This window comes from Agrobacterium sp. V1, assembly GCF_030518355.1.
GTDB lineage: Bacteria > Pseudomonadota > Alphaproteobacteria > Rhizobiales > Rhizobiaceae > Agrobacterium > Agrobacterium cucumeris.
In genome coordinates this window covers 93864-114214 of the sequence record NZ_JAULSF010000004.1, presented here as the reverse complement: position 1 = coordinate 114214, position 20351 = coordinate 93864, and the positions used below count along the sequence as shown (strand labels likewise).

14 protein-coding genes and 2 pseudogenes are annotated in these 20351 nt (G+C 58.9%); 7 read left to right on the top strand and 9 right to left on the bottom strand.

What is annotated here, in order from left to right; genetic code table 11:
• The 3 genes from QSV77_RS25555 to QSV77_RS25545 form a co-directional block, all read right to left on the bottom strand.
• Positions 1–588, bottom strand: a complete 588-nt coding sequence (locus QSV77_RS25555; RefSeq protein WP_078053740.1) for a glutathione S-transferase family protein — start codon at positions 586–588, stop codon at positions 1–3.
• 138 nt (positions 589–726) lie between these two features.
• Positions 727–3840, bottom strand: a complete 3114-nt coding sequence (locus tag QSV77_RS25550; protein ID WP_078053741.1) for an efflux RND transporter permease subunit — start codon at positions 3838–3840, stop codon at positions 727–729.
• A complete protein-coding gene (locus tag QSV77_RS25545) occupies positions 3840–4949 on the bottom strand; it encodes an efflux RND transporter periplasmic adaptor subunit (RefSeq protein ID WP_078053742.1) in 1110 nt (369 codons plus the stop codon). Before QSV77_RS25545 ends, QSV77_RS25550 begins: the two co-directional genes overlap by 1 nt.
• 98 nt (positions 4950–5047) lie before the next feature.
• Between QSV77_RS25545 and QSV77_RS25540 the strand changes: the two genes are divergently transcribed.
• The 4 genes from QSV77_RS25540 (at position 5048) to QSV77_RS25525 (ending at position 8410) form a co-directional block, all read left to right on the top strand.
• The gene (locus tag QSV77_RS25540) at positions 5048–5635 is read left to right on the top strand and encodes a TetR/AcrR family transcriptional regulator (protein WP_302735570.1); all 588 of its coding nucleotides are present in this window, start codon (positions 5048–5050) and stop codon (positions 5633–5635) included.
• Positions 5636–5801: 166 nt separating this feature from the next.
• The gene (gene fabF / locus QSV77_RS25535) at positions 5802–7097 is read left to right on the top strand and encodes a beta-ketoacyl-ACP synthase II (RefSeq protein WP_302735569.1); all 1296 of its coding nucleotides are present in this window, start codon (positions 5802–5804) and stop codon (positions 7095–7097) included.
• 51 nt (positions 7098–7148) lie between these two features.
• Positions 7149–8156 carry a cell division protein FtsZ gene (gene ftsZ / locus QSV77_RS25530; RefSeq protein ID WP_302735568.1) on the top strand — a complete coding sequence of 336 codons (1008 nt, stop codon included), beginning with the start codon at positions 7149–7151 and terminating at the stop codon, positions 8154–8156.
• 65 nt (positions 8157–8221) lie between these two features.
• Complete coding sequence (locus QSV77_RS25525) at positions 8222–8410, top strand: hypothetical protein (RefSeq protein ID WP_302735567.1); 189 nt, start codon at positions 8222–8224, stop codon at positions 8408–8410.
• Positions 8411–8456: 46 nt separating this feature from the next.
• On the opposite strand, the gene QSV77_RS25520 is transcribed toward QSV77_RS25525, so the two are convergent.
• The gene (locus tag QSV77_RS25520) at positions 8457–8933 is read right to left on the bottom strand and encodes a MarR family winged helix-turn-helix transcriptional regulator (protein ID WP_142844999.1); all 477 of its coding nucleotides are present in this window, start codon (positions 8931–8933) and stop codon (positions 8457–8459) included.
• Positions 8934–9098: 165 nt separating this feature from the next.
• Here QSV77_RS25520 and QSV77_RS25515 point away from each other — a divergent pair, with 165 nt between their 5' ends.
• Entirely contained in the window at positions 9099–10514 is a 1416-nt protein-coding gene (locus QSV77_RS25515; protein WP_302735566.1) for an MATE family efflux transporter, read from the top strand.
• Between the two features lie 247 nt (positions 10515–10761).
• Here the strand turns inward: QSV77_RS25515 and QSV77_RS25510 are convergent.
• A pseudogene (locus QSV77_RS25510) lies at positions 10762–11097 on the bottom strand (TIM barrel protein); the annotation flags it as partial.
• Positions 11098–11112: 15 nt separating this feature from the next.
• On the opposite strand from QSV77_RS25510, the gene QSV77_RS25505 reads away from it, so the two are divergent.
• Positions 11113–12111 (top strand): McrC family protein, encoded by a 999-nt coding sequence (locus QSV77_RS25505; protein ID WP_302735565.1) that lies wholly within the window; start codon positions 11113–11115, stop codon positions 12109–12111.
• A gap of 69 nt (positions 12112–12180) precedes the next feature.
• Positions 12181–12381: pseudogene (locus QSV77_RS25500) on the top strand (integrase core domain-containing protein); the annotation flags it as partial.
• On the opposite strand, the gene QSV77_RS25495 reads toward QSV77_RS25500, so the two are convergent.
• From QSV77_RS25495 to QSV77_RS25480, 4 genes are read right to left on the bottom strand one after another with little or no spacing between them, the layout of a single operon-like run.
• Positions 12378–12995: a hypothetical protein gene (locus tag QSV77_RS25495; RefSeq protein WP_302735564.1), complete on the bottom strand. Its 618-nt coding sequence runs from the start codon at positions 12993–12995 to the stop codon at positions 12378–12380. The pseudogene QSV77_RS25500 and the gene QSV77_RS25495 overlap by 4 nt on opposite strands.
• On the bottom strand, positions 12992–14941 hold the full coding sequence (gene pglZ / locus QSV77_RS25490) for a BREX-3 system phosphatase PglZ (RefSeq protein ID WP_302735563.1): 1950 nt from the start codon (positions 14939–14941) through the stop codon (positions 12992–12994). Before pglZ ends, QSV77_RS25495 begins: the two co-directional genes overlap by 4 nt.
• Positions 14938–17724, bottom strand: coding sequence for a DEAD/DEAH box helicase (locus QSV77_RS25485; protein WP_302735562.1), 2787 nt, complete (start codon positions 17722–17724; stop codon positions 14938–14940). The genes pglZ and QSV77_RS25485 overlap by 4 nt, the downstream gene beginning before the upstream one ends.
• A complete protein-coding gene (locus tag QSV77_RS25480; RefSeq protein ID WP_302735561.1) occupies positions 17721–20312 on the bottom strand; it encodes a DNA methyltransferase in 2592 nt (863 codons plus the stop codon). Before QSV77_RS25480 ends, QSV77_RS25485 begins: the two co-directional genes overlap by 4 nt.
• Positions 20313–20351: the final 39 nt, after the last annotated feature.

Here is a 20351-nt window from a genome sequence, read left to right as displayed (position 1 = left end):
TTACGCCGTCCGCTTAGCCGCCGGAGGATTACCTAGCGCGCGCTGAAAAGCGTAACGTTCCTCACCTCTTTGGACGTAATCCTGCAAGCCTGGGCTTTCCAGCAGGATATCAGAGTGTTTGAGCGGCCGCAGCACGCTCACCATCATAAGATCCCCGACGCCAAACTGCGCGCCCTCAAGCCACTCATTCTTTCCGAGAGCATCGCTCAGTTGCTGGAGCCGTTGACTGAGATATCCGACGCTGCCAGACGCGATACAGGGCTCGATCGTGTTGACCGCTGCAAACATCCACATGATGGAGCGCGAGCGCGCATTCGCTTCATCCGGAAGGAGCCCAGCGAAACGCTGTGCAATGTGGAGCACGATCGCGCCGGATTCAAAAAGAACGAGATCGCCCTCCTGGTAGATCGGCATCTGGCCGAACGGCTGCATTTCCAGATATTCGGGTCGGCGCATCTCGGAAAAAGTCAGGTACCGTAGAGTGTAAGGCTGTCCGACTTCCTCGAGAGCCCATCTTACACGCATATCGCGGTGGTATCCTCGGCCCCCATCCGGAGGATTTTTAAAAATTGAGACGATAGGGTTCATGTCAAGTCTCCTTATGGGCAGGGTTCAAGCGGAATGAAATCATGGCTTCTTAAGGGGTGCTCTAACCAAGCAAATCACAGCCCCGTCCTGCCGAGCGAAATGGACTCTCCGCAGCATCATCTGCTGCGGAGCGGGTGACTATTCCGCGGCAAGCGCATCGTGAGCCTTTTGCGTGTTCGCGTTTACCGTCGGATGCACTTCTGCCTTGGGCGGCTTGATGCGGAACCATGCAGCATAGAGTGCCGGCAGGAAGAGCAGGATGATGAGCGTGCCCACCGCCGTTCCGCCGATAAGCGTGTAGGCCATCGAACCCCAGAAAACCGAATGCGTCAGGGGAATGAAGGCGAGGACCGCGGCAAGCGCTGTCAGGATGACGGGCCTCGTTCGCTGCACCGTAGCCTCAATCACGGCATGATAGTCGTCCAGACCCGCGGCCTTATTCTCCTTGATCTGCTCGGTGAGGATCAACGTGTTGCGCATGAGGATGCCCGCCAGGCCGATAAGACCCAGGATCGCGTTAAACCCGAAAGGCTGGTTGAACAGGATCAGGGTCGGCACGACGCCTGCAAGACCGAGCGGTGCTGTCAGCATCACCATCGTCATCGTCGACAGACTGCGTACCTGAAAGATGATGACGATCAGGGTCGCTGCGATCATCAGTGGGAACACCTTCACCAGAGCCGTATTCGCCTTGAGTGATTCCTCGATATTGCCACCCATCTCGATAGTGTAGCCAGCAGGCATAGATGCAATGAGCGGCTGAAGAGCGGTCATCACCTGTTGCGAAACCTCCGGCGGTTGGGTCGCCTCGTTAATGTCGGATCGGACCGTCACCACAGGCGTTCTGTCACGACGCTTGAGGATCGGCTCTTCGAAGCGCACCTCCGTGTGGCCGATCTGATCGAGCGGGATCGCACGGCCGTCTCTTGTCACGAGCGAGAAGTCGGCTAGCCTTGCAGGATCGAGGCGGATTTCACCGGCACTTCTCGCCACGACAGGAACGTTTCGGATGTTCTCACGAACTTGCGTGACGGGAACACCACTCAGCAGGAGCTGTATCTGCTGGGCAGCCTCGGCGGACGACATGCCGATGAGGTTCAGGCGATCCTGATCAGGAACGAAACGGACGACGGGTGTGCGGTTACCCCAATCGCGGTTGGCATTTCTGACGTCAGGTACAGAGCTCATGAGAGCAAGTGCCTGCTCGGAGATTTTGTACAGCTCTTCCGCGTCCGGTCCTTTGATCCGAAACTCGACGGGAAATGGCGTGTAGGGGCCAAAGACGAGTTGCGTGACGCGCACGAATGCCTCGGGCGCCAGCCCTTGCGCAACGGCTTCCCGCAGACGAAGTTTCAGCACCTCACGCTCATGGGCGTCGGATGTCAGCACAACGATCTTCGCGAAGGCAGGATCGGGCAGTTCGGGCGCCATGGCGAAGAAGAAGCGGGGCGCACCCTGGCCGATGTAACTGGTCGCGATCTTCGCTTCGGGCTGCTGCTTCAACCAGGCCTCGAGCTTTTTGACCGTGGCGGTCGTCGTTTCGATGCTCGTGCCTTCTGGCATGCGGACTTCAACGAGAACCTCAGGGCGGTCCGATGTGGGGAAGAACTGCTGTTTCACCGCACCCATCCCGACGACCGAGAGAGCCATGACGACGCCGACAATGGCGCAGGTCAGGAACTTGTGCTTGACAGTGAATTCGATCGCGCCGCGCAGGCGTCTGTAGTTCGGCGTATCGTAAATCGCATGATGGCCACCTGCTACCGGCTTGATATCGGGCAACAGCTTTACGCCGAGATAGGGCGTAAAGATCACCGCCACGAACCAGGAAACGATCAGCGCGAAACCGACGATCCAGAAGATATTGCCCGCATATTCACCGGCTGCAGAGGCGGCAAAACCGACCGGCATCAGGCCGATAATGGTCACAAGCGTGCCCGACAGCATCGGTGCGGCAGTGTGGCTCCAGGCATAGGCAGCCGCCTTGATGCGGTCCATGCCCTCTTCCATTTTCACGACCATCACCTCGATGGCGATGATGGCGTCATCGACAAGCAGGCCAAGTGCCAGGATCAATGCACCGAGCGTGATGCGGTCGAAGAAGCGCCCCGTCTCGAGCATGATGATGAAGACGACAGCCAGCGTCAGCGGAACGGCCAGAGCCACGACGATGCCCACCCGCCAGCCGAGCGCAATGAGGCTGACGAAGAGCACCACGCCGAGGGCCATGGCGAACTTCACCATGAATTCACCCACCGCCGCATCAATGTTGACAGCCTGATCGCTGACCTTCGTCAGCGTTATGCCAAGGGGTAACGACTCTGCGATCCGGCTGGAGCGCTCCTCGAGAGCCTTGCCAAGTTCCAGACCATTCCAGCCCTGTTGCATGACAACACCGAGCATAATGGCCGGCTCGCCGTCATGACGGATGACATAGCTTGCCGGCTCCTGATAACCCCGGCGTACCTCAGCAATGTCGGAAAGCTTCAAGGCGCGGCCGGAAGCGACGATGGGCGTATCAGCAATAGACTGAACACTGTCATAGGCACCATCGAGACGAATGAACACCTGCGGACCCTGCGTATCTATTGAGCCAGCGGGCGTAACGGTATTGCGCCGTTGAAGGGCTGCGGCAATGTCCTGAGAAGATATGCCGAGCGTGGCGAGCTTCTCATAGGAGAACTCTACGAAAATCTGCTCCGGCTGTTCGCCGAGAATATTGATTTTCTTGACGCCGGGAACATGAAGCATGTCCTGCCTGATCTTTTCGGCTTCCCGGACGAGATCGCGCATCGGCATGCCCTGCGCTTTTAGAGCGTAAAGGCCGAAGCTGACGTCGGAATATTCGTCGTTCACGAACGGTCCCAGAACACCCTGCGGCAGGTTTCTGGCTTCATCGCCGAGCTTCTTGCGCGCCTGATAAAATTCTTCGGCGACGGCGCTTGGCGGCGTATTGTCCTTGAGCGTGACGGTAAGATAGGCAAAGCCGGGGCGCGTCGTTGTCTCGACCCGGTCGTACCAGGCCAATTCCTGAATGCGCTTCTCCAGCGGCTCGGCAACGAGATCCTGCATCTCGCGCGCGGTTGCGCCCGGCCAGACAGTCGTGACCGTCAACGTCTTGATGGTAAAGGAGGGGTCTTCAGCGCGTCCCAGCTTGACGAAGGCATAGACGCCGGCAAGCGACAGAAGGACGATGAAGAACAGCGTCACGGCGCGTTCGCGAACCGCAAGGGCGGACAGATTGAGGTTCATCAGTTTGCCGCCTCTTTTGTACCAACGCTGGTGCGAACTTGCGCTCCATCCTTCAGAAGATGTGCGCCAAGCGCAACGACCTCCTCTCCCGGCTTGACATTAGTGACGACCACATTCTCTTCGCTCACCCGCTCCACGTTCACATCACGAAACTTCACGACGGAAGATTGCTGATCGATCACCCAGACGCCCGTTCGCGTCCCGTCATCCAACAGAGCGCCTATCGGCAGTTCGGCATGATTCTGCACATCCCTGTTCTCGATTTCGATGGTGACGGTCGCTCCCAGAGGCGCATTTGCAGCCCCCCCTTCAAGCACCCAGCGCGTTTCATAAGTGCGGGTCTGCTGATCGGCAGAATCGGAGATCTGGCGCAGCTTGGCCTTCTCCACATTGTTTCTGCCGTACACCGATGCGGAAGCCTGAACCCCGATTTCAGGGCGCATGGTTTCGGGAAGCCAGACAATGGCTTCGCGCGGACCTGACTTCGCGAGCCGGACAACCGGCTGCCCGGCGGTTACCACCTGGCCCGGTTCACCGAGCGTCTCGACAATGGTTCCATCTGCATCGGCAACAAGAACCGTATATTGGGCCTCGTTTTCGGCAACATTCGCCTCAGCCTGAGCGGCGGCCAACTGTGCCGTCGCCGTATCCAGCAGGGCCTTTGATCGTTCATATTGCTGCGTCGAGGCAGCAGAAGTCTTCACCAGCACGGCAAAGCGTTTCTCATCGGCTTTCGCTTGAACAAACGTCGCCTGTGCTGCGATGACAGCGTTTCGCTTGGCCGTCAAAGCAAGGCGAAGATCGGTCTCGTCAAGCCTCATCAATGGCTGGCCAGCGCTCACCTGCTCCCCGACGTCGACGAAACGTTCAACGATCTTTCCGGGAACGCGAAAGCCGAGATTGCTCTGGACCCGGGCACCAACGGTTCCGGTAAAGCTGCTGCTCGAATTGCCAGGGAGCCTGGCCGTCGCGAGGTTGACCAGTGGCGCCAAGGTCCGGGGATCGGCAGCCTTTGCCTCTGGTGCCTGCGCCGGAAGCAGCAGTGCTGCGGCTCCGCCTGCGGCCAGCGCCAGCACTGCTGCTGCAGTGACAACAAGTTTCCGTTTCATTTCATCGTCCCTTCTTGACGGCCTGTTCAAAAATATTAGATTGCACTCTAACTCTAAAAGACATATAGATGTCAAATGAAATCTAATTGGAGGTCCACATGAGAGTGAGCCGCGTACAGGCAGAGGAAAACCGCGAGAGGGTGATAAACGTCGCCAGCCGGTTGTTTCGAGAGCATGGTTTCGACGGGATCGGCCTGAAAGACCTGATGAAGGGTGCAGGCCTCACCCAGGGTGGATTCTACAAACAGTTCGCATCGAAAGACGATCTTGCGGCGCTCGCATCACGGCGTGCTCTCGAGAGCGCCACGAGAAGGTGGTCTGATGCCGCAGCAGACACGTCAGATCCCCTGGAGTCGATCATCAGCTTCTACCTCTCCAAAGACCATAGCGGCGAGAAGGCAGAAGGATGCCCGCTTGTTGCTCTCGGCTCCGACGCGGCGCGTCAAACAGCCGAAGTTCGGCGCCCGTTTGAAGATGGTATCCGGGCACATTTCGAGGTGCTCGAAGAACTCATCGGAGAGGGTGACGATAGAGCTCGAAGCGGAAAGGCCATGGCAATATTGTCCATGATGGTCGGTGCGGTGACGCTGTCGCGGATCATCGAGGATGAACTGCTGTCGACGAGCGTACTCAACGCGGCAGCGAGCGAGGTCCGGCGCATTGCTGGCCGCGATCGCAGCGACTAACAGACAGTTTTTGGATATTCGTCGCCGATAACTGTCACGGCTCAGCCGAATCCGCACGCGTATCAGGCGAGTATAGCGCAAACCGCATGTCCCAAGTTCACGACCGGTCATTCGGTCGGACGCCGAAGGCATGCCAAATTTTTGATCATAGACAGGTGGAATGCAAATGCGTCGTGTCGTTGTCACGGGAATGGGAGCCGTCAGCCCCCTTGGTGCGAATGTCGATATCTCCTGGTCCCGGCTCCTTGCTGGCAAAAGCGGGATCCGTCGGCTGGGTGATGACATCGTCGGGGATTTGCCGTCAAAAATCGGAGGCGTGGTCCCTTCTCTGGCAGACGATCCTGAAGGAGGATTTGATCCTGACAGGACCCTGTCCTCGAAGGATCAACGCAAGGTCGACCGTTTCATCATCTTTGCGCTGGCAGCGGCGGAAGAGGCTCTCGCGCAGGCGAACTGGAAGCCAGCTTCCGAAGAAGAAAAACTGAGAACGGCGACAATCATCGCATCGGGCATCGGTGGCTTTCCCGCGATAACGGAGGCGGTGCGTACCGTAGACCAACGCGGTGTCCGCCGCCTCTCGCCATTCACCATTCCATCCTTTCTTGTGAATCTCGCCGCCGGACAAGTCTCTATCCGGCATGGCTTTAGAGGCCCGCTGGGAGCCCCGGTGACGGCATGTGCCGCCGGCGTTCAGGCGATTGGCGATGCAGCACGGCTGATCAGATCCCATGAAGCCGACATTGCGGTTTGCGGTGGCACCGAGGCCTGTATGAACATTGTCAGCCTTGGTGGTTTCGCAGCAGCAAGATCACTATCGACAGGCTTTAACGAAACCCCGGCCAAAGCGTCACGTCCCTTCGACACCGCGCGCGACGGCTTCGTTATGGGCGAAGGCGCAGGCATCCTCGTCATTGAAGCGTTGAGCCACGCCCTTGCTCGTGGTGCGACGCCGATAGCAGAACTCGTTGGATATGGAACGACCGCCGACGCCCATCATATTACCGCCGGCCCGGAAGATGGAAGCGGCGCCCGCAGGGCAATGCAAATCGCCATCGCGCAGGCTGGTATCGCGCCGCACGACATCGGCCATCTGAACGCGCATGCGACTTCGACCCCGGTTGGAGATCTCGGAGAGCTCAGAGCAATCAAGAGCCTGTTCGGCCAAAGGAAGTCGATCGCTGTCAGCGGCACGAAGTCGGCGACGGGGCACCTGCTGGGGGCAGCCGGCGGCCTTGAGGCTATTTTTACGATCCTGGCGCTCCAGCACCAGATCGCGCCCCCGACCTTGAATCTCAGTTCACCGGACCTTGAAGCCAATGGCATCGACTTTGTCGCAAACGATGCCCGACCCCTCGATGTTGAATATGCGATATCCAATGGCTTCGGCTTCGGTGGCGTCAATGCCAGCGCAGTGTTTCGACGCTGGCCGAGGAGAGGCAATCGTACGCCATTAGCTGATTAACCCCCGCGGGTGATCCCCTTTGAACAAAGTCTCCACCAGGACGCTCCCACCATGCAACCACCGACTGACGTTTCACCGCCCGGCATAACGCTCCTCAAGCCAAGGATTGCCGTCATCGGCGTCGGCGGTGGCGGCGGCAATGCTGTCAACAACATGATCGTGCACGATCTCAAGGGCGCGGAGTTTATCGTTGCGAACACCGATGCACAGGCTTTGTCCATGTCAAAAGCGCCACGGCTTATCCAGCTTGGCCCGACCGTCACGGAGGGACTTGGCGCCGGATCATTGGCCGATATTGGACAGGCGGCCGCCGAAGAGTCGATTGACGAAATCATGGATCACCTCCACGGAACCCATATGTGTTTCGTGACGGCGGGCATGGGGGGCGGAACGGGAACAGGTGCCGCACCCGTTATCGCCCATGCTGCGCGCAAGGCAGGCATACTGACCGTCGGCGCCGTCACCATGCCCTTCACATTCGAAGGTACCCAGCGAATGCGAACAGCGCGGCAGGGAATCGAGCGTCTTAGTGAATGCGCAGACACGGTGATCGTCATCCCCAATCAGAACCTGTTCCGGATTGCCGATGCGAAGACGACCTTCGCGGATGCATTCGAAATGGCAGATCATGTGCTGCATGCCGGGGTCAGTTCTGTCATCGATCTGATCGTCAAGGAAGGATTGATCAATCTCGACTTCGCCGATGTAAGATCAGTCATGCGTGACATGGGCCGTGCTGTCATGGGCACGGGCGAGGCAACGGGAGACGCCCGCGCCCGACATGCCGCCGAGGCAGCGATTGCCAATCCGCTGTTCGATGAAGCGTCCGTCAGGGGAGCGAAAGGCCTTCTCGTCTCGATCTCCGGCGGACCGGACATGACCCTTTTTGATGTCGATGAAGCGGCAACACGTGTTCGCGAGGAAGTCGATGACGACGCCAATATCGTGGTCGGCGCGACATTCAATGACGCGCTTGAAGGGCGGCTGAGAGTTTCAGTCGTCGCCACAGGTTTGAGGCAACCGGCAGAGGTGATCCGCCTTTCGGAGCGAATGGCGTGATGTTCGCTCATACTTTGGGGCCCGCAAGCGCCGATTTGTAAAATTGATGGCCATGGAGATTTGAAATGTTGAAGCGTTTTCGAGAAAAATGGCGATCGTGGGAAGATACCGTCCTGGGTATCGACGATCCGCAGGGAGACTACCTCATCGCGCTGGAAAAACGCCTGGCCCGGCTGGAGACCGAAGTGGCTGGATTAAAGGCACAGCCCCACGAGGAGGTAGTGCGGGAAGACGGCGCGGAAAATAGGGGGTGATGGCTGTATCCTTGCACTTATCTACCGGTCGCCCGCGCGGCCTATGTCAAGCGCACGCTGTTGATAGCTCGCTAAGCATCCGGCACAGGCCAAGAGTATTCTGCGTGCCGCCAACCTTTTTCATCAGCGCGTCTCCAAGTTCCTGAAGACGCTCAAATGCCATTGCAAGCCGAGCGCTCCCGTTGTCGGTGAGCAGAAGCCTTCGTGCCCTGCGATCATCCACATCCACGGACATCGTCACCCAGTTCTTTCTCACCAGGGGTTTTAGATTTGAAACGACGGTTGAGTGGTCAAGGCCAAGAAGTAGCGAAACCTCCGATATTCGAGGGGAACCTGCTTCACCAATCGCTGCAAGAAGAAATATCTGCTCTGCCGTTAGTCCTGTCGAGCGCAATGCATCGTTGATCTGGCGAGAGATGATGCGGTTTGTCCGCTGCACGGCAAAGCATAGATTCCCGACAAGCGGGTTTTCCACCATTTCAGCTTTTATCGATCCTTGATCTGAAACATGGGTTTTGAACACCTGCACGGGCTCCGGTTTCACGCTCGGAAGCGCTATTTTAGATTGCGAATGCACTCTATATAATTTAGATTTCGAAAACAATCTATTTTCAAATTCTGAGAACCGGTTGCGAGCCCATGGCCTTGGGAGCGGAGCAGAGCCTCGGAGAGCTTTTTAGGATCAGCCATGGCCGATATGCCTGACAGCAAAAATTCTCATGTCTCAACAATTTCACAGAAGACACCACGTGGAATTCTTCAGGGACCAATCACGCCCACACTGTTCCGGCTGGCATTGCCCACGGTCGTCGTTCTCGTCGTCCAGACCTTTGTTGGGGTCGCGGAAACCTACTTCGTCAGCTTCCTTGGGACCGAGGCTTTAGCGGGCGTGACCCTCGTCTTTCCGGTCCTCATGCTGATGCAAATGATGTCGAATGGCGGGATTGGAGGGGGAGTTTCCTCGGCTGTGGCCCGAGCGCTGGGAGCCAACCGCTACGCTGATGCCGATGGGCTTGTCTGGCATTCGATTGTTCTGGCCATAGTATTCGGAGCTATTTTCTCAGTCGCTGCAATCCTTCTTGGACCTGCGCTCTACCGCTCAATGGGAGGGACTGGAGAAACCCTTAAGGCCGCCCTCCTCTATTCAGGAATTGTGTTCGCAGGCTCCATTCCCATCTGGATCACGGCTTTGCTTTCGGCAGCCCTGCGGGGCGCTGGCAACGTGAACGTGCCTGCCCTCGTCATCATCTCCGGCGCGTTCCTTCTCCTCGTCTTGTCCCCGCTGTTGATTTTCGGCTGGGGCCCCTTCCCGCAGCTCGGCGTGGCAGGCGGAGGCGCTGCGGTCTTCATTTATTATCTCACCGCGGCACTGGTGCTTGCCCTATACCTGCGCTCCTCAAGCAGCCCGCTAAAGTTCAAAATCGTTCCGCTGCAAGGTCGACTGTTCAAGGACATTCTGGGTGTCGGCCTGCCTTCCGCAGTCGGCACGATCCAGGTCAATCTGACGGTTACGTTTGTAACGGCAGCCGTCGGCCACTTCGGCGCAGACGCAATTGCGGGGTTCGGCATCGCATCGCGGCTAGATTATCTGCAAATCCCCATCATCTTCGGTCTTGGAACCGCTATCGTCACCATGGTTGGGATTAATATCGGAGCGGGTCAGATCGAACGCGCCCGCCGGGTCGCCTGGGTTGGCGCAGGTATCGCATTCGGCCTCACGCAGACAATCGGCATTCTGGCCACTCTGTTCCCCATGACCTGGATGAGATTATTCACGGCGGACCCGGATGTGCAGCAGCTAGGCTCCCAGTATCTGCAAATTGTCGCACCGGCTTATGGTGCAGTTGGATTGGGACTGGCGCTTTATTTTGCAAGCCAGGGACTGAAGCGTGTTCTTCTCCCGGTTCTTGCCGGAACAGTCAGGATGATCCTGGCAGCTTTCGTCGGATGGGCTTCGGTGATCTGGTTTCAGGCAAGTCTCAATTCCCTTTTCCAGATCGTGGCGGCGGCAGCCATCGCATACGGGGGACTAACGGCCCTCGCCGTGCTGCCGCGCCGGATGTTCCATCTTGGCAGGCAAGAGAACGCTCAAACTGCAGGGTAAAAACGTCAAGTGCCCCGAATATTGCCATTGCACTGGCATCAACCCGGATGTCGAAAATCGTATCGATACAAACGGAGTTTCACCGCTGATGAACTGCCGACAACACTTGCCACCCCAGTCAACGAGCTTGCCCGTGCTGCTCCGTCTGCGACAGGCAAACCGCTATGTAGTTGTGGTTCAGAAAGACGAACGCACGATAGGTTCGACACTGTTCTGGAACGAGTTGCAGGCGCTTTTGGCCATGGGGATAGAGGTCCAGGTTCAAACGCAGACGCGGGTGGTCGATGCTCGACACGAGCGCCAACGTGTCTTCGGCGCGCCCGAACGGCACGCCGGGGTGATCGACGGGAAGGTTCAGGTTCTCCAGTGTGAAAACCACGTTTTCTTCTTCCGCGAGGTCAACGATACGGCGTAGCGTCTCCTGAGCCTTCAGCCACATCACTCCCGTGACGACCTCGACAGGTTGAACCGGCAGTCCACGATCCCCGAGGCCTGTGCCGTGAAGATTGAGGCGCTGAACGCCAAGACGTTTGCCGATCTGAGCCGTTTCGCGTGCGGTTCTCAAAAGTTCGGCTGCGCCCTCAAACGTCTCGTACATATGCTGGCCGTTGCGCTCAATCTGAAACTTGACCTTGGCGCCATCACTGATCTCGCTTGGCAAAGGGAGACTCTCCTAGAAATCCTGATCCGGATCTTCTGCACCAAGCTAACTGAGGCCCTACGTAAGGGCATGCCGCGACGCTACATCAACCGCGATGAGGATTTGCCTGTTTTGCGTGGGCAGCTCGACATTACGCGGCAGTTTATGCGCCATGCGGCCGATCCTTCGCGACTTGCTTGCCGCTTCGACCTTTTGTCGAACGACATGCCACTCAATCGGATCATGAAAGCTGCCGTGGTACGCTTGGCGCGAATCTCCCGGCGCCCTACCAACCAGCAACACCTGCGTGAGCTGGCTTTCGTATATGCTGAGATTACCGACGAACCGGTTTCCGCTCTGCGTTGGGATCAGGTTGTGATCGACCGCACCAATCGATCATGGCAAGACCTCTACTCGATGGCTCGACTATTCTTACAGAATCGCTATCAGACCACTACGAGTGGCAGCGGCGAGGGCAGTGCGATGATGTTCGAGATGAACTCGCTATTCGAAGAGTACGTCGGTCGGTCCCTTATCCGCGCGCTGGCGGGTACAGGCCTTACCGTCTCACTACAAGCCGGACGCCTGTTCTGTCTGAGCGCGCAGGACAACGGGCGCGCCTTCTTCCAGACCAAGCCCGATATCCTCATCCGACAGGGAAGCGCGGTCATTCATATCATTGATACGAAATGGAAGCGAATATCTGCAAGGATCGATGATCCCAAGCAGGGGGTTTCGCAGGCCGACGTTTATCAGATGATGGCCTATGCTCAGCTCTATGGCGCACCGCGGCTGACTCTGCTTTATCCTCACCATCCCGACCTTGGCCATGAGGCTGCGATTCATGCTCGATACCGCATTAGTGGACATGACACCACGCTCGAGACCGCCAGTATCGATGTATCAAACAGCTTACAAATATTGGCTAAGCTTCGTGCGTTGGTAATAGAGGAATAGGTCAATGAAAGGCAGTTTGCATATTTGGATTCTCTAACCGATCCACCTCATTCGCCTTGACCGGCGGAAATCGCCATCTCGATGGATGGCAAGGGCGCTTGGCGGGACAATGTCTTCGTCGAGCGGCTCTGGCGGTCGATCAAAGACGAAGAGGTCTACCTCCACGCTTACAAGACGGTGTCCGAGGCTCGCGCTGGCATCGGCCGCTATCTGGCCTTTTACAATAGCCGACGCCCACATTCATCGCTTGACCGGCAGACGCCGGATCAACCTTTATTGAAGGCGAAAAGCAGTGGATCAGTCGCTTGTAGCGGGGTGACGCTGTGTCGCGACCTGTTGGCAGCAAGATCAAGAAGTCTCTTTGCCTCTGGAATAAGCTTCAGAGGTGCTGCATGGCAGAGCCTTCGGTCAGGTTGACGTTGGACCATGCCCCAAGACACCATCGTTTTAAAGGCATAACTGGTTGCCTGATCGATCGTAGCCCGCTTACCGTGCAGCTCGAACATGCGGCGGTGAACCTCTCCTGCGGAGCAAGTCTCTTGCAGACGAAGTAGGCGACCAACGGTTTCCACTACCTCCCGGAAATAAGGATACGCTCCGATAGCTACGGCGACAAAGGCCGCGGTGCGTGACCCTGGCTTACTATTATGCACGAGCATAGCGGCGTCTATCGTAAGGCCTCGACCGACCGTATCCTCCGGAAACCACATCCGATTGAGGATGCCGGCAGCCTTGCGCTGGACCTGAGGTCCTGGGATGTCAGCTGCGAGTTGTGCGTGGAGATCTTTCCAGTCGCTTTCGCCACGCACAACGGACGCCGCCAACTCCATCCATTCGGCATCGACGAAGCGATCCATGCCGATTCGAGGTGGTATGGTGCTCACGTCTCTTCCTTTCTCGAAATCCTGACGAACGGGACGATGACTTCCTCCAGGGATGTGCCCCCATGCACGACGGCTCGGCGGCCATCGGGAATAAATGCCCGCCCATACGGTGCGAACAGTGGCTTATAGGTGTCGGGCAAACCACCCGGCTGCAGAACCCGGCTGCCGGCGATAGTGGCGGACGACTTCTGCCGCAGAGCCTCGCTGTCGTAGATGCGGGCCCGCTCACCACGCTCCTCCGCGGCGCTCCCCTCAGACGGACGACCCATGCCGACGACGTCTACATTGCCGTGGTCGGCGGTGAGGTAGATGCGGTAGCCGGCATCGATCAGCGAGCAGACGAGCCGATCCCATTCGCCCAGCCCGAGCCAGTGCTCGATGCGGCCGACCAGCGCCTGCTTGCCGAACAGCTCTCCGTGGAGAAGCTCGTCGACCGTGTCCACAACGAGCCCGATGACCTCAGCGCCATCAGCGATGGCGCCGGAGATGACTTCGGCGCAAGACCCCGGCTGGCCAAGCCCCTTTGCGTAGAACACCTGGCTCTCTGCGAGACCCTCGTTCACCCAGAAGCGCCGCCACGCTACGGGCTCGGGCGACGTGCTGCCGATCGTCTTGGCGAAGGCCCGTGGTTGATCACCGGTGAAGATCGCCTGGCGCGAGACTCCGGTCACCGTCGGGAGCCAGGCGAAGCATGACCGGGTGTCGACGAGGAGGTCCGGCTGGTTGACGCGAAGGCGGCGCTCCAGGATGAACCACTGGTCGAGCGCGATCCCATCGACAACGATCAGCGCCTGCCTCCGCTCACCGGACCGTCGACGATGCGCCATGTGCGGCGCGATCTGATGCACGATGGAGGGAGCGGTCGCGTAGCTGTTGAAGCTCAGCCCATCGAAGCCGCTCTCCAGCCAGTGGAACAGGGAGACGTCGATGGCCGGCGCGATCCCTACCATCAAATCCGGACGAGTGGCGTCGGCGGATAGGCTCCGCCCCGCATCGACGATCTCGGCGTGCCGTTCAGCAAACCGCAGCCAGTCGCTGTGTGTGGCGCCGTCCTTTGGGATGTCCTGTCGCAACAAGTCGATCCGCTGCTGGGCCAAGGCGCGAGCGGCTTCATCGTCCCGCACCATCCCGATGAGCATCCAGCTCGGTGTCGAGGGAGGAACTAGGTCGACTTTAGCGGGCGCGATGGTGCCATCCAGCACCATGCTGTCGAGGTTCACGCGGATGCCGGGCAGCGCGAAGGGGATGACATCGGCGGGCGGCTCCTCGCCACGTGCCGAAGCCCGTGCAAACAGGTTCCAGTCCCGTTGGACGCGGTCGACGAAGGTCGCCCGGTCGGAAAGGATCGAAGCCGCTACCTCGACAGACATGCCGTTCGGGCGGCAAGCCCGCTCTGCAACGTGGCAGGCGATGAGGTGCGGGAGGGGCGAGCCACGGAAGAAGATGTCGAACGCTTGCTCCCAGAGGTCGGCGGGGCGTCGGAGTAGGTCAGGTACGACGCGGTATAGGTTGGTCGCCAGGAAGTCTTTCGTCGCGACCGTGCCTATCGTCGGCATGCTTGGCCTCGAAGACGTGATCTGCCACAGGTCGTCATAGCGTTCTGATCCGACCGCGCGTACCGCGTTCGCGTCGAGGGCGCCGAACAGCTCCGGGACCGAGAGCGCATGTACGCGCGCCTCGTTCAGAACGTCCCAGGGCACTATCGTGCTGGCGTCACCACGAACGTGGACGATGTAGGCGCCGTCTCCAGCCGCACCTCGTATCTCGGCTTCGTAGCGGTGCCGGAAGGCGAGCGGATCACGATAGGTGACCAGTTCGAACCCTCGTTTCGCCAGCATTGGGGCAACGGTGGGGGAAAGCAGGATCTCGTCGGGGTCGGTGACGACCCACAGATGGCTGAACTCGCGCTGGAACGGAGCCAAGATATGGTCGGACCAAGCCGTCATGCCGGTCGCACCTCAACGATGGTGACTGGCTCAAGGCTTGGCATCATCGCGGTTGCGTCCTGGAGCTCACGGATGCGACGCTCATGCTCCTCCTCAAGGCGCATTAGCCGTGCGCGCCGGACGTTCTCGAGCCCTATCCGGCCTATCGCCCGTCGGCGTGCGTCGAACGCCGCGACTACGCGCTGGCGTTCCCGGTCCAGTTGCTTGAGATGTTCGTCACGAAGCTCCAGGTAGATCGGCTCGGCCTGCGCTTCAGCGAGCTTCTCCAGGGCGGCTACCGCGTCGATGGCGTAGTCGCCGTCAGTCGTGAGTTCGCCTGTGACGATCATGTCCCACAATCTGCGGGCCGTGGGCGCGAACGCCCGCCCGTTCTGCACGAAAAGCGGCATGTATCGCTGATCTTCGCCCCGTACTGTGCTCATCCGGATGCGCCATAGCGACCAGACGCCCTCCACGCCGGCCGGCAGCTGTGGCACAAATACGCGCGGAACCGGGCGACCCGGCGGTTCTGCGGGAAGGTCATCGATCACGCCACGGACGGCAGCATTGTCGAGAGTTAGCCAAGTCGCGTCGGGAGCCGCATCGACACCAGATGCGTCGAAGCAGGCCCGATTGTTGATGGAGCCATCGGGCCAGGTAATACACCATGTTTCACCATCGCGTCGGGCAACGCCTCCGGCGTCGGTCAGACCGGCTATCACCGCCTTCTCAACCCAGAAGTGGATGGGATGCCGGCGCCACCTCTGGGCGGCGCCCGGATCGAGCGGGGCGTCGGAACCGAGGAGCTCGTGACGTTCGCGGTCGGCAACTATCCGTGCCCGTAGTTCTTCGAGCCTGGCGTTGGCGCTTTGCTCGACCGCGTCGGGAGAGAGGATCCCGTCGATGTAGAGTCCGTCGAACATCGCTTCCGCCTCGACCGAATCCATCACGTCGGCCGCCTTGTTGATCCCGAACTCCTCCGCGATTGCCTCCAGCTTCGCTTCCAGCACCTCACGGACGCGGTGCTCGACCGTCCCGCCGAGGACGAAGTTGGTGGCGCGAACTGTATGCTTTTGCCCGATGCGATCGACGCGGCCGATGCGCTGCTCAATGCGCATGGGGTTCCACGGCATATCGTAATTGAACATGACATGCGCGAACTGGAGATTCAGACCCTCGCCACCGGCGTCCGTCGAAATCAGCACCCGGGCGGTTCCGGCGAACGCCCTTTGGGCGGCTACACGGTCCTCCACCGCCATCTGCCCGTTTAGCGTGGCGACTTCGAAGCCGCGCTCGCGGAGCTGCGTGGCGAGCATTGCCTGCGTGGGGACGAACTCGGTGAAGATGAGCACTTTTAAGTCGGGGTCGTCCTCCTCCTGCTGAATGCGATAGACGTGCTCGAGTAGCGCTTCGACCTTGGCATCAGTTCCTCCGAGCGCCTGCTCTGCAAGACCCAGCAGATTCGCGACCTCCGCCTTCTCTGAGCGCCAGCCAGGCCAATCCACCAGCTCGTCGAGCTGCGACTGTCCATCCATGTCTGCCATTTCTGCGACGTCGATGTCAGGCGCGAGCGACAGCTGTGCGGGCGCATCCTCAAGCACCTGAAGGCGGCGGCCGAGGGTTGTAGCGATCGCGGCAGTGGACGATGTCACCAGCCGCTGCATGAGAACCATGAGGAAGCCGATGTGGCGCTGCTTGCTCTTCAGTGCCTGATTGTAGCCGTGCCGCACATAGTCGGTGACAGCCTCGTACAACTGCCGCTGGGCGTCGTGTTTCGGCTCCCAGTCCACGGTCACGAGCCGGGTCTGCCGGGGCTTGAAGAGCGGATTGCCCTCGTTGTCGATGGCGAGCCGCTTTTCGGTCCTGACGACGTACGGCGCCACCTGGTCACGGTCGATGCAGTCCTCGCTGGGAAACGCCTCGCGGTCGAGGAGCTGCATTAGGCGTAGGAACTGGTCAGATTTCCCCGAGTGCGGCGTCGCAGACAGCAGGAGCACATTGGGTGTGGCGTCGGCGAGCGCGGCGCCCAGCTTATAGCGGGCCACTTGGTCGGTGCTGCCGCCGAGGCGGTGCGCCTCATCGATGACCACCAGGTCCCAGGCGGCGGTGATCAGGTCCTCAAAGCGCCGCTGGTTGTAGGCCGCTATCCGCTCCCAGGACCAGCCGCGACGCCGTGCAAGGGGTTTCACGCTATCGAGGGGGCAGATTACCTGGTCGGCGGCGCGCCAGACGTTGTCGTCGTCTGACCAGCGGGAGACCGCGTCGAAGTCGCCCGGGTCGGCGATGCGGAACGTCTCACCGAAGTGGAGCTGCATCTCCGCCTGCCACTGCGGGGTGAGCCCTTTCGGCGCGACGACGAGGGTGCGCTTCGCCAGGCCGCGCAGCTTGAGCTCGCGGATTACAAGTCCCGCCTCAATTGTCTTGCCCAATCCGACCTCGTCCGCGAACAAGTGGCGGACTCGGCCCTTTTCCATGGCGCGCTCCAGCGCGTAGAGCTGGTGCGGCAGGGGGGTGACGCTCGAGCGTACGGGTGCGAGCAAGACCTCCGTGGCGAGCGCCTCCTGCACGCGCGCCGCGGCCGCCCGGTGCACGATGGTGTCCAGTGTGGGCGCGTGGGCGGCAATTGGCTCGGTCGCTGCCTCCTCGATCTGGGCGACCGTGCCTGACGTGGGTGACCACACTCGGAGCGACTGCACGCCCCAGCGGTCCAGCCGGTCGATCACCTGCACGGCGCCAAGCGGACCGTGCCACAGCCAGTCACCGCGCTGGGCGACCGCCGCGCCCGATGCGGCGGCAACGCTCACCGGTCGGCCTCGAGACGCGTCTCGGCCATGCTGTGCAGCATCATGAGGCGCTCGTCCTCCTGCCACACCTCGTCGGGCACTTTTGCCGATACGTCGATGATGGTGCGATAGTCCTTGGCGGCCCACGCTGCCTTGAACCCGACTCGCATCACTTCCAGCCGGATCTCCTTCATCTTCTTGCCTTTGAAGGCTTTGTAGAGGTCGAACTCGCGTAGCAACGCTTTTTCGCGGCGTGCCTCAACATCCTGTTGCTTGTTCGGATCAGGCACGAACCAACGATTTCGAGCTCTTTCCACGAGACGAGGATCATCCTTGTCGAGATTGCGCAAGTCTTTCCAATTAGATGAAAGATACGAATGCACCTGAGTCGGCACGGGCCCGTTACCATCATACATCAGGAAGTTCTGCTCCAGAAGGTCGATCAACTCCGGCTTTGCCTCGTGCTTACGCCATCCGGCACCAATCTTCTGCGTGAAGTCATTCGTAATTTCCTGCCTTGAAGAGGGCCGCGCCCGGAGGAGATCACCTAACCAGTCGATTGCGCTCTTCTCATCGCTGACAAACAACTCAATTTGTGACGCTCCACCTTTCTGAAGCGCAGCACGGTCATAGGTATCGATTTGCTGAGGCAGAAAGATCATGCCATCCCTCGACGGGAAGCGCTCACGAAGCTCGGCCTGAAAGTCACCACTAGAGAGTGGAATTGGAACTCCATGTGACACAAACCAAGCGATCATCCTGTCGAAAATGATTCTGGGATCGCGCTCAGGAACAGTGATAATCTGGTCACCCCTAGTTCGAAGAACAGGCAGGTTTTTGAGGTGTGTGGAAACAAAGTCCCAAACCGACTGAACGTCAGAGCTGCGTCTTTCGAACCGTTCCTCTAGCCCGCCGTTGGGTTTGTACGCGGATATGACAAGGTCCTGCTTGACCGACGTCGGGTTTGTTACCGCGTTGAAACTACCCTGCTTTTTATCCAAGGCGGATACATTGGCTACGACGAAGCCGGCTTCTTGGAGTGCAACTTGAATAGCATTCCAGACACTCGCTCTAGTGTTTGAGAACTCGATCGTTATCCAACGGCCTGGTTTCAACACGCGAAAAGCTTCCGCGAACGCAGAGGACATTAATCGCCGATAGGAGTTGATCGTCTTCTCTTGATGAGCGCTCTCTATCGCCTCGTGCTCGTTGGCCGTATGTACCGCTAGCCAACCTTCCCAGAGCTGGTTCAGGTCGGAGTAGATGAGATTGGCTCCGAAAGGTGGATCGATAAAGATGTAGTCGATAGAGGAATTCGGAATAGACGTTAGATGCGTCCCCGACTGGGTTGAAATGAAGCCATGGCGCTTCGCATGAAGACTTCTTGAGAAGTTTTTTACGCGATCTTTTGCCTGATCCAGGACGTTCATCTCGACCGATAGGGAAGGGATGTAGAGTGTGCCATTGATCACACCTACGGTAGCGCCCCCAACACCTTTTTTCTCACCACCAATACGGCTTGCGGCTATTCTGTGCATTCTAGTCGCTCTAGGCGTCAGCGCACTGAACGGAGGCCACGAATGAAGACCTAGCTTGCGTAATCTCGCGAGAACTTGAAGAGAGCGGGCTGTATAGAAGCTGTCGACGGTCTTGTACCCGGCTCTAATCGCCTCGACGCTCTTGTCGCCAGGAGAAATAGGATCTGTCGGCACCCAGTCACTCAGTGGGAAGCGACTTACATGACTGGAGAGTTCCTCATCAAATACGTCAGCTTCTTTTGTGAAGCGCTTTTTTCCGTATGTGTAGTTAACTAGGACTGGGCGTTGAGCCTTACGCGCAACAGGCTCTCCTCCGTCGGGAGCTGCAGTCCACGTCTTAACGGGCTCAAGATCGCCTTTGCCAAGGTGCTTCTGGCATCGCGGACACGGGAACTCATCTCTGACTTTGCCCTCATCCTGATCGACGGCAACTGTCCAGAAATCAAAGCTCTCAGCGCATTGGGGGCAAGAATAGATGTCTGACCAAACGATGTAATTCACTCGTCCGTACGCAAAATCGTCAGACACCTCACCCTTATCGCGAAGAAACGTAGCTGCCTTCTGAGCCGTGACAGCATTCGCTGCATGCAAAGTCTGGTAGAGCCAGCCTAAGTCCCCATCTATAACCGACACATGCGACTCGACTGTCTGCCAGTGCGCCTCAGTCTGCGGTGTGTTGTATGCGTTTGTAATGAACGTAGCTGCCGGCGACAGGTCAAGCAGCACTGGAACGCGCGCGCCCACTTCCGAACATGGATCGGTTGATCCGTGCTGAAAGACGTTTCCCTGCGCGTCAACCTTCAAGCCCAGCTCTTTAACGACTGCGGCATCGCCGCAAAGTTGGGAAGCAACGCCGGTCATCCCCGTCCCGCAGAAGCTGTCAAGGACCAAATCACCTGGCTTTGTATAATGCAAGATATAGCGCATTATCGCGCGTGGCGGCACCTTTGTGTGGTAACTATGAAGATTGTAGATTGGGTCGTTCTTGCCCTCAGCCACATCCACAGCAAGAGGGGTTCGATAGTAGTGGCTGGCGTCGTCTGGTGCAGCATCCTCGATTAGCTGCGCCATGAATGGGTTGGGGCATGCAGTGTAATATGGAGGATCCGA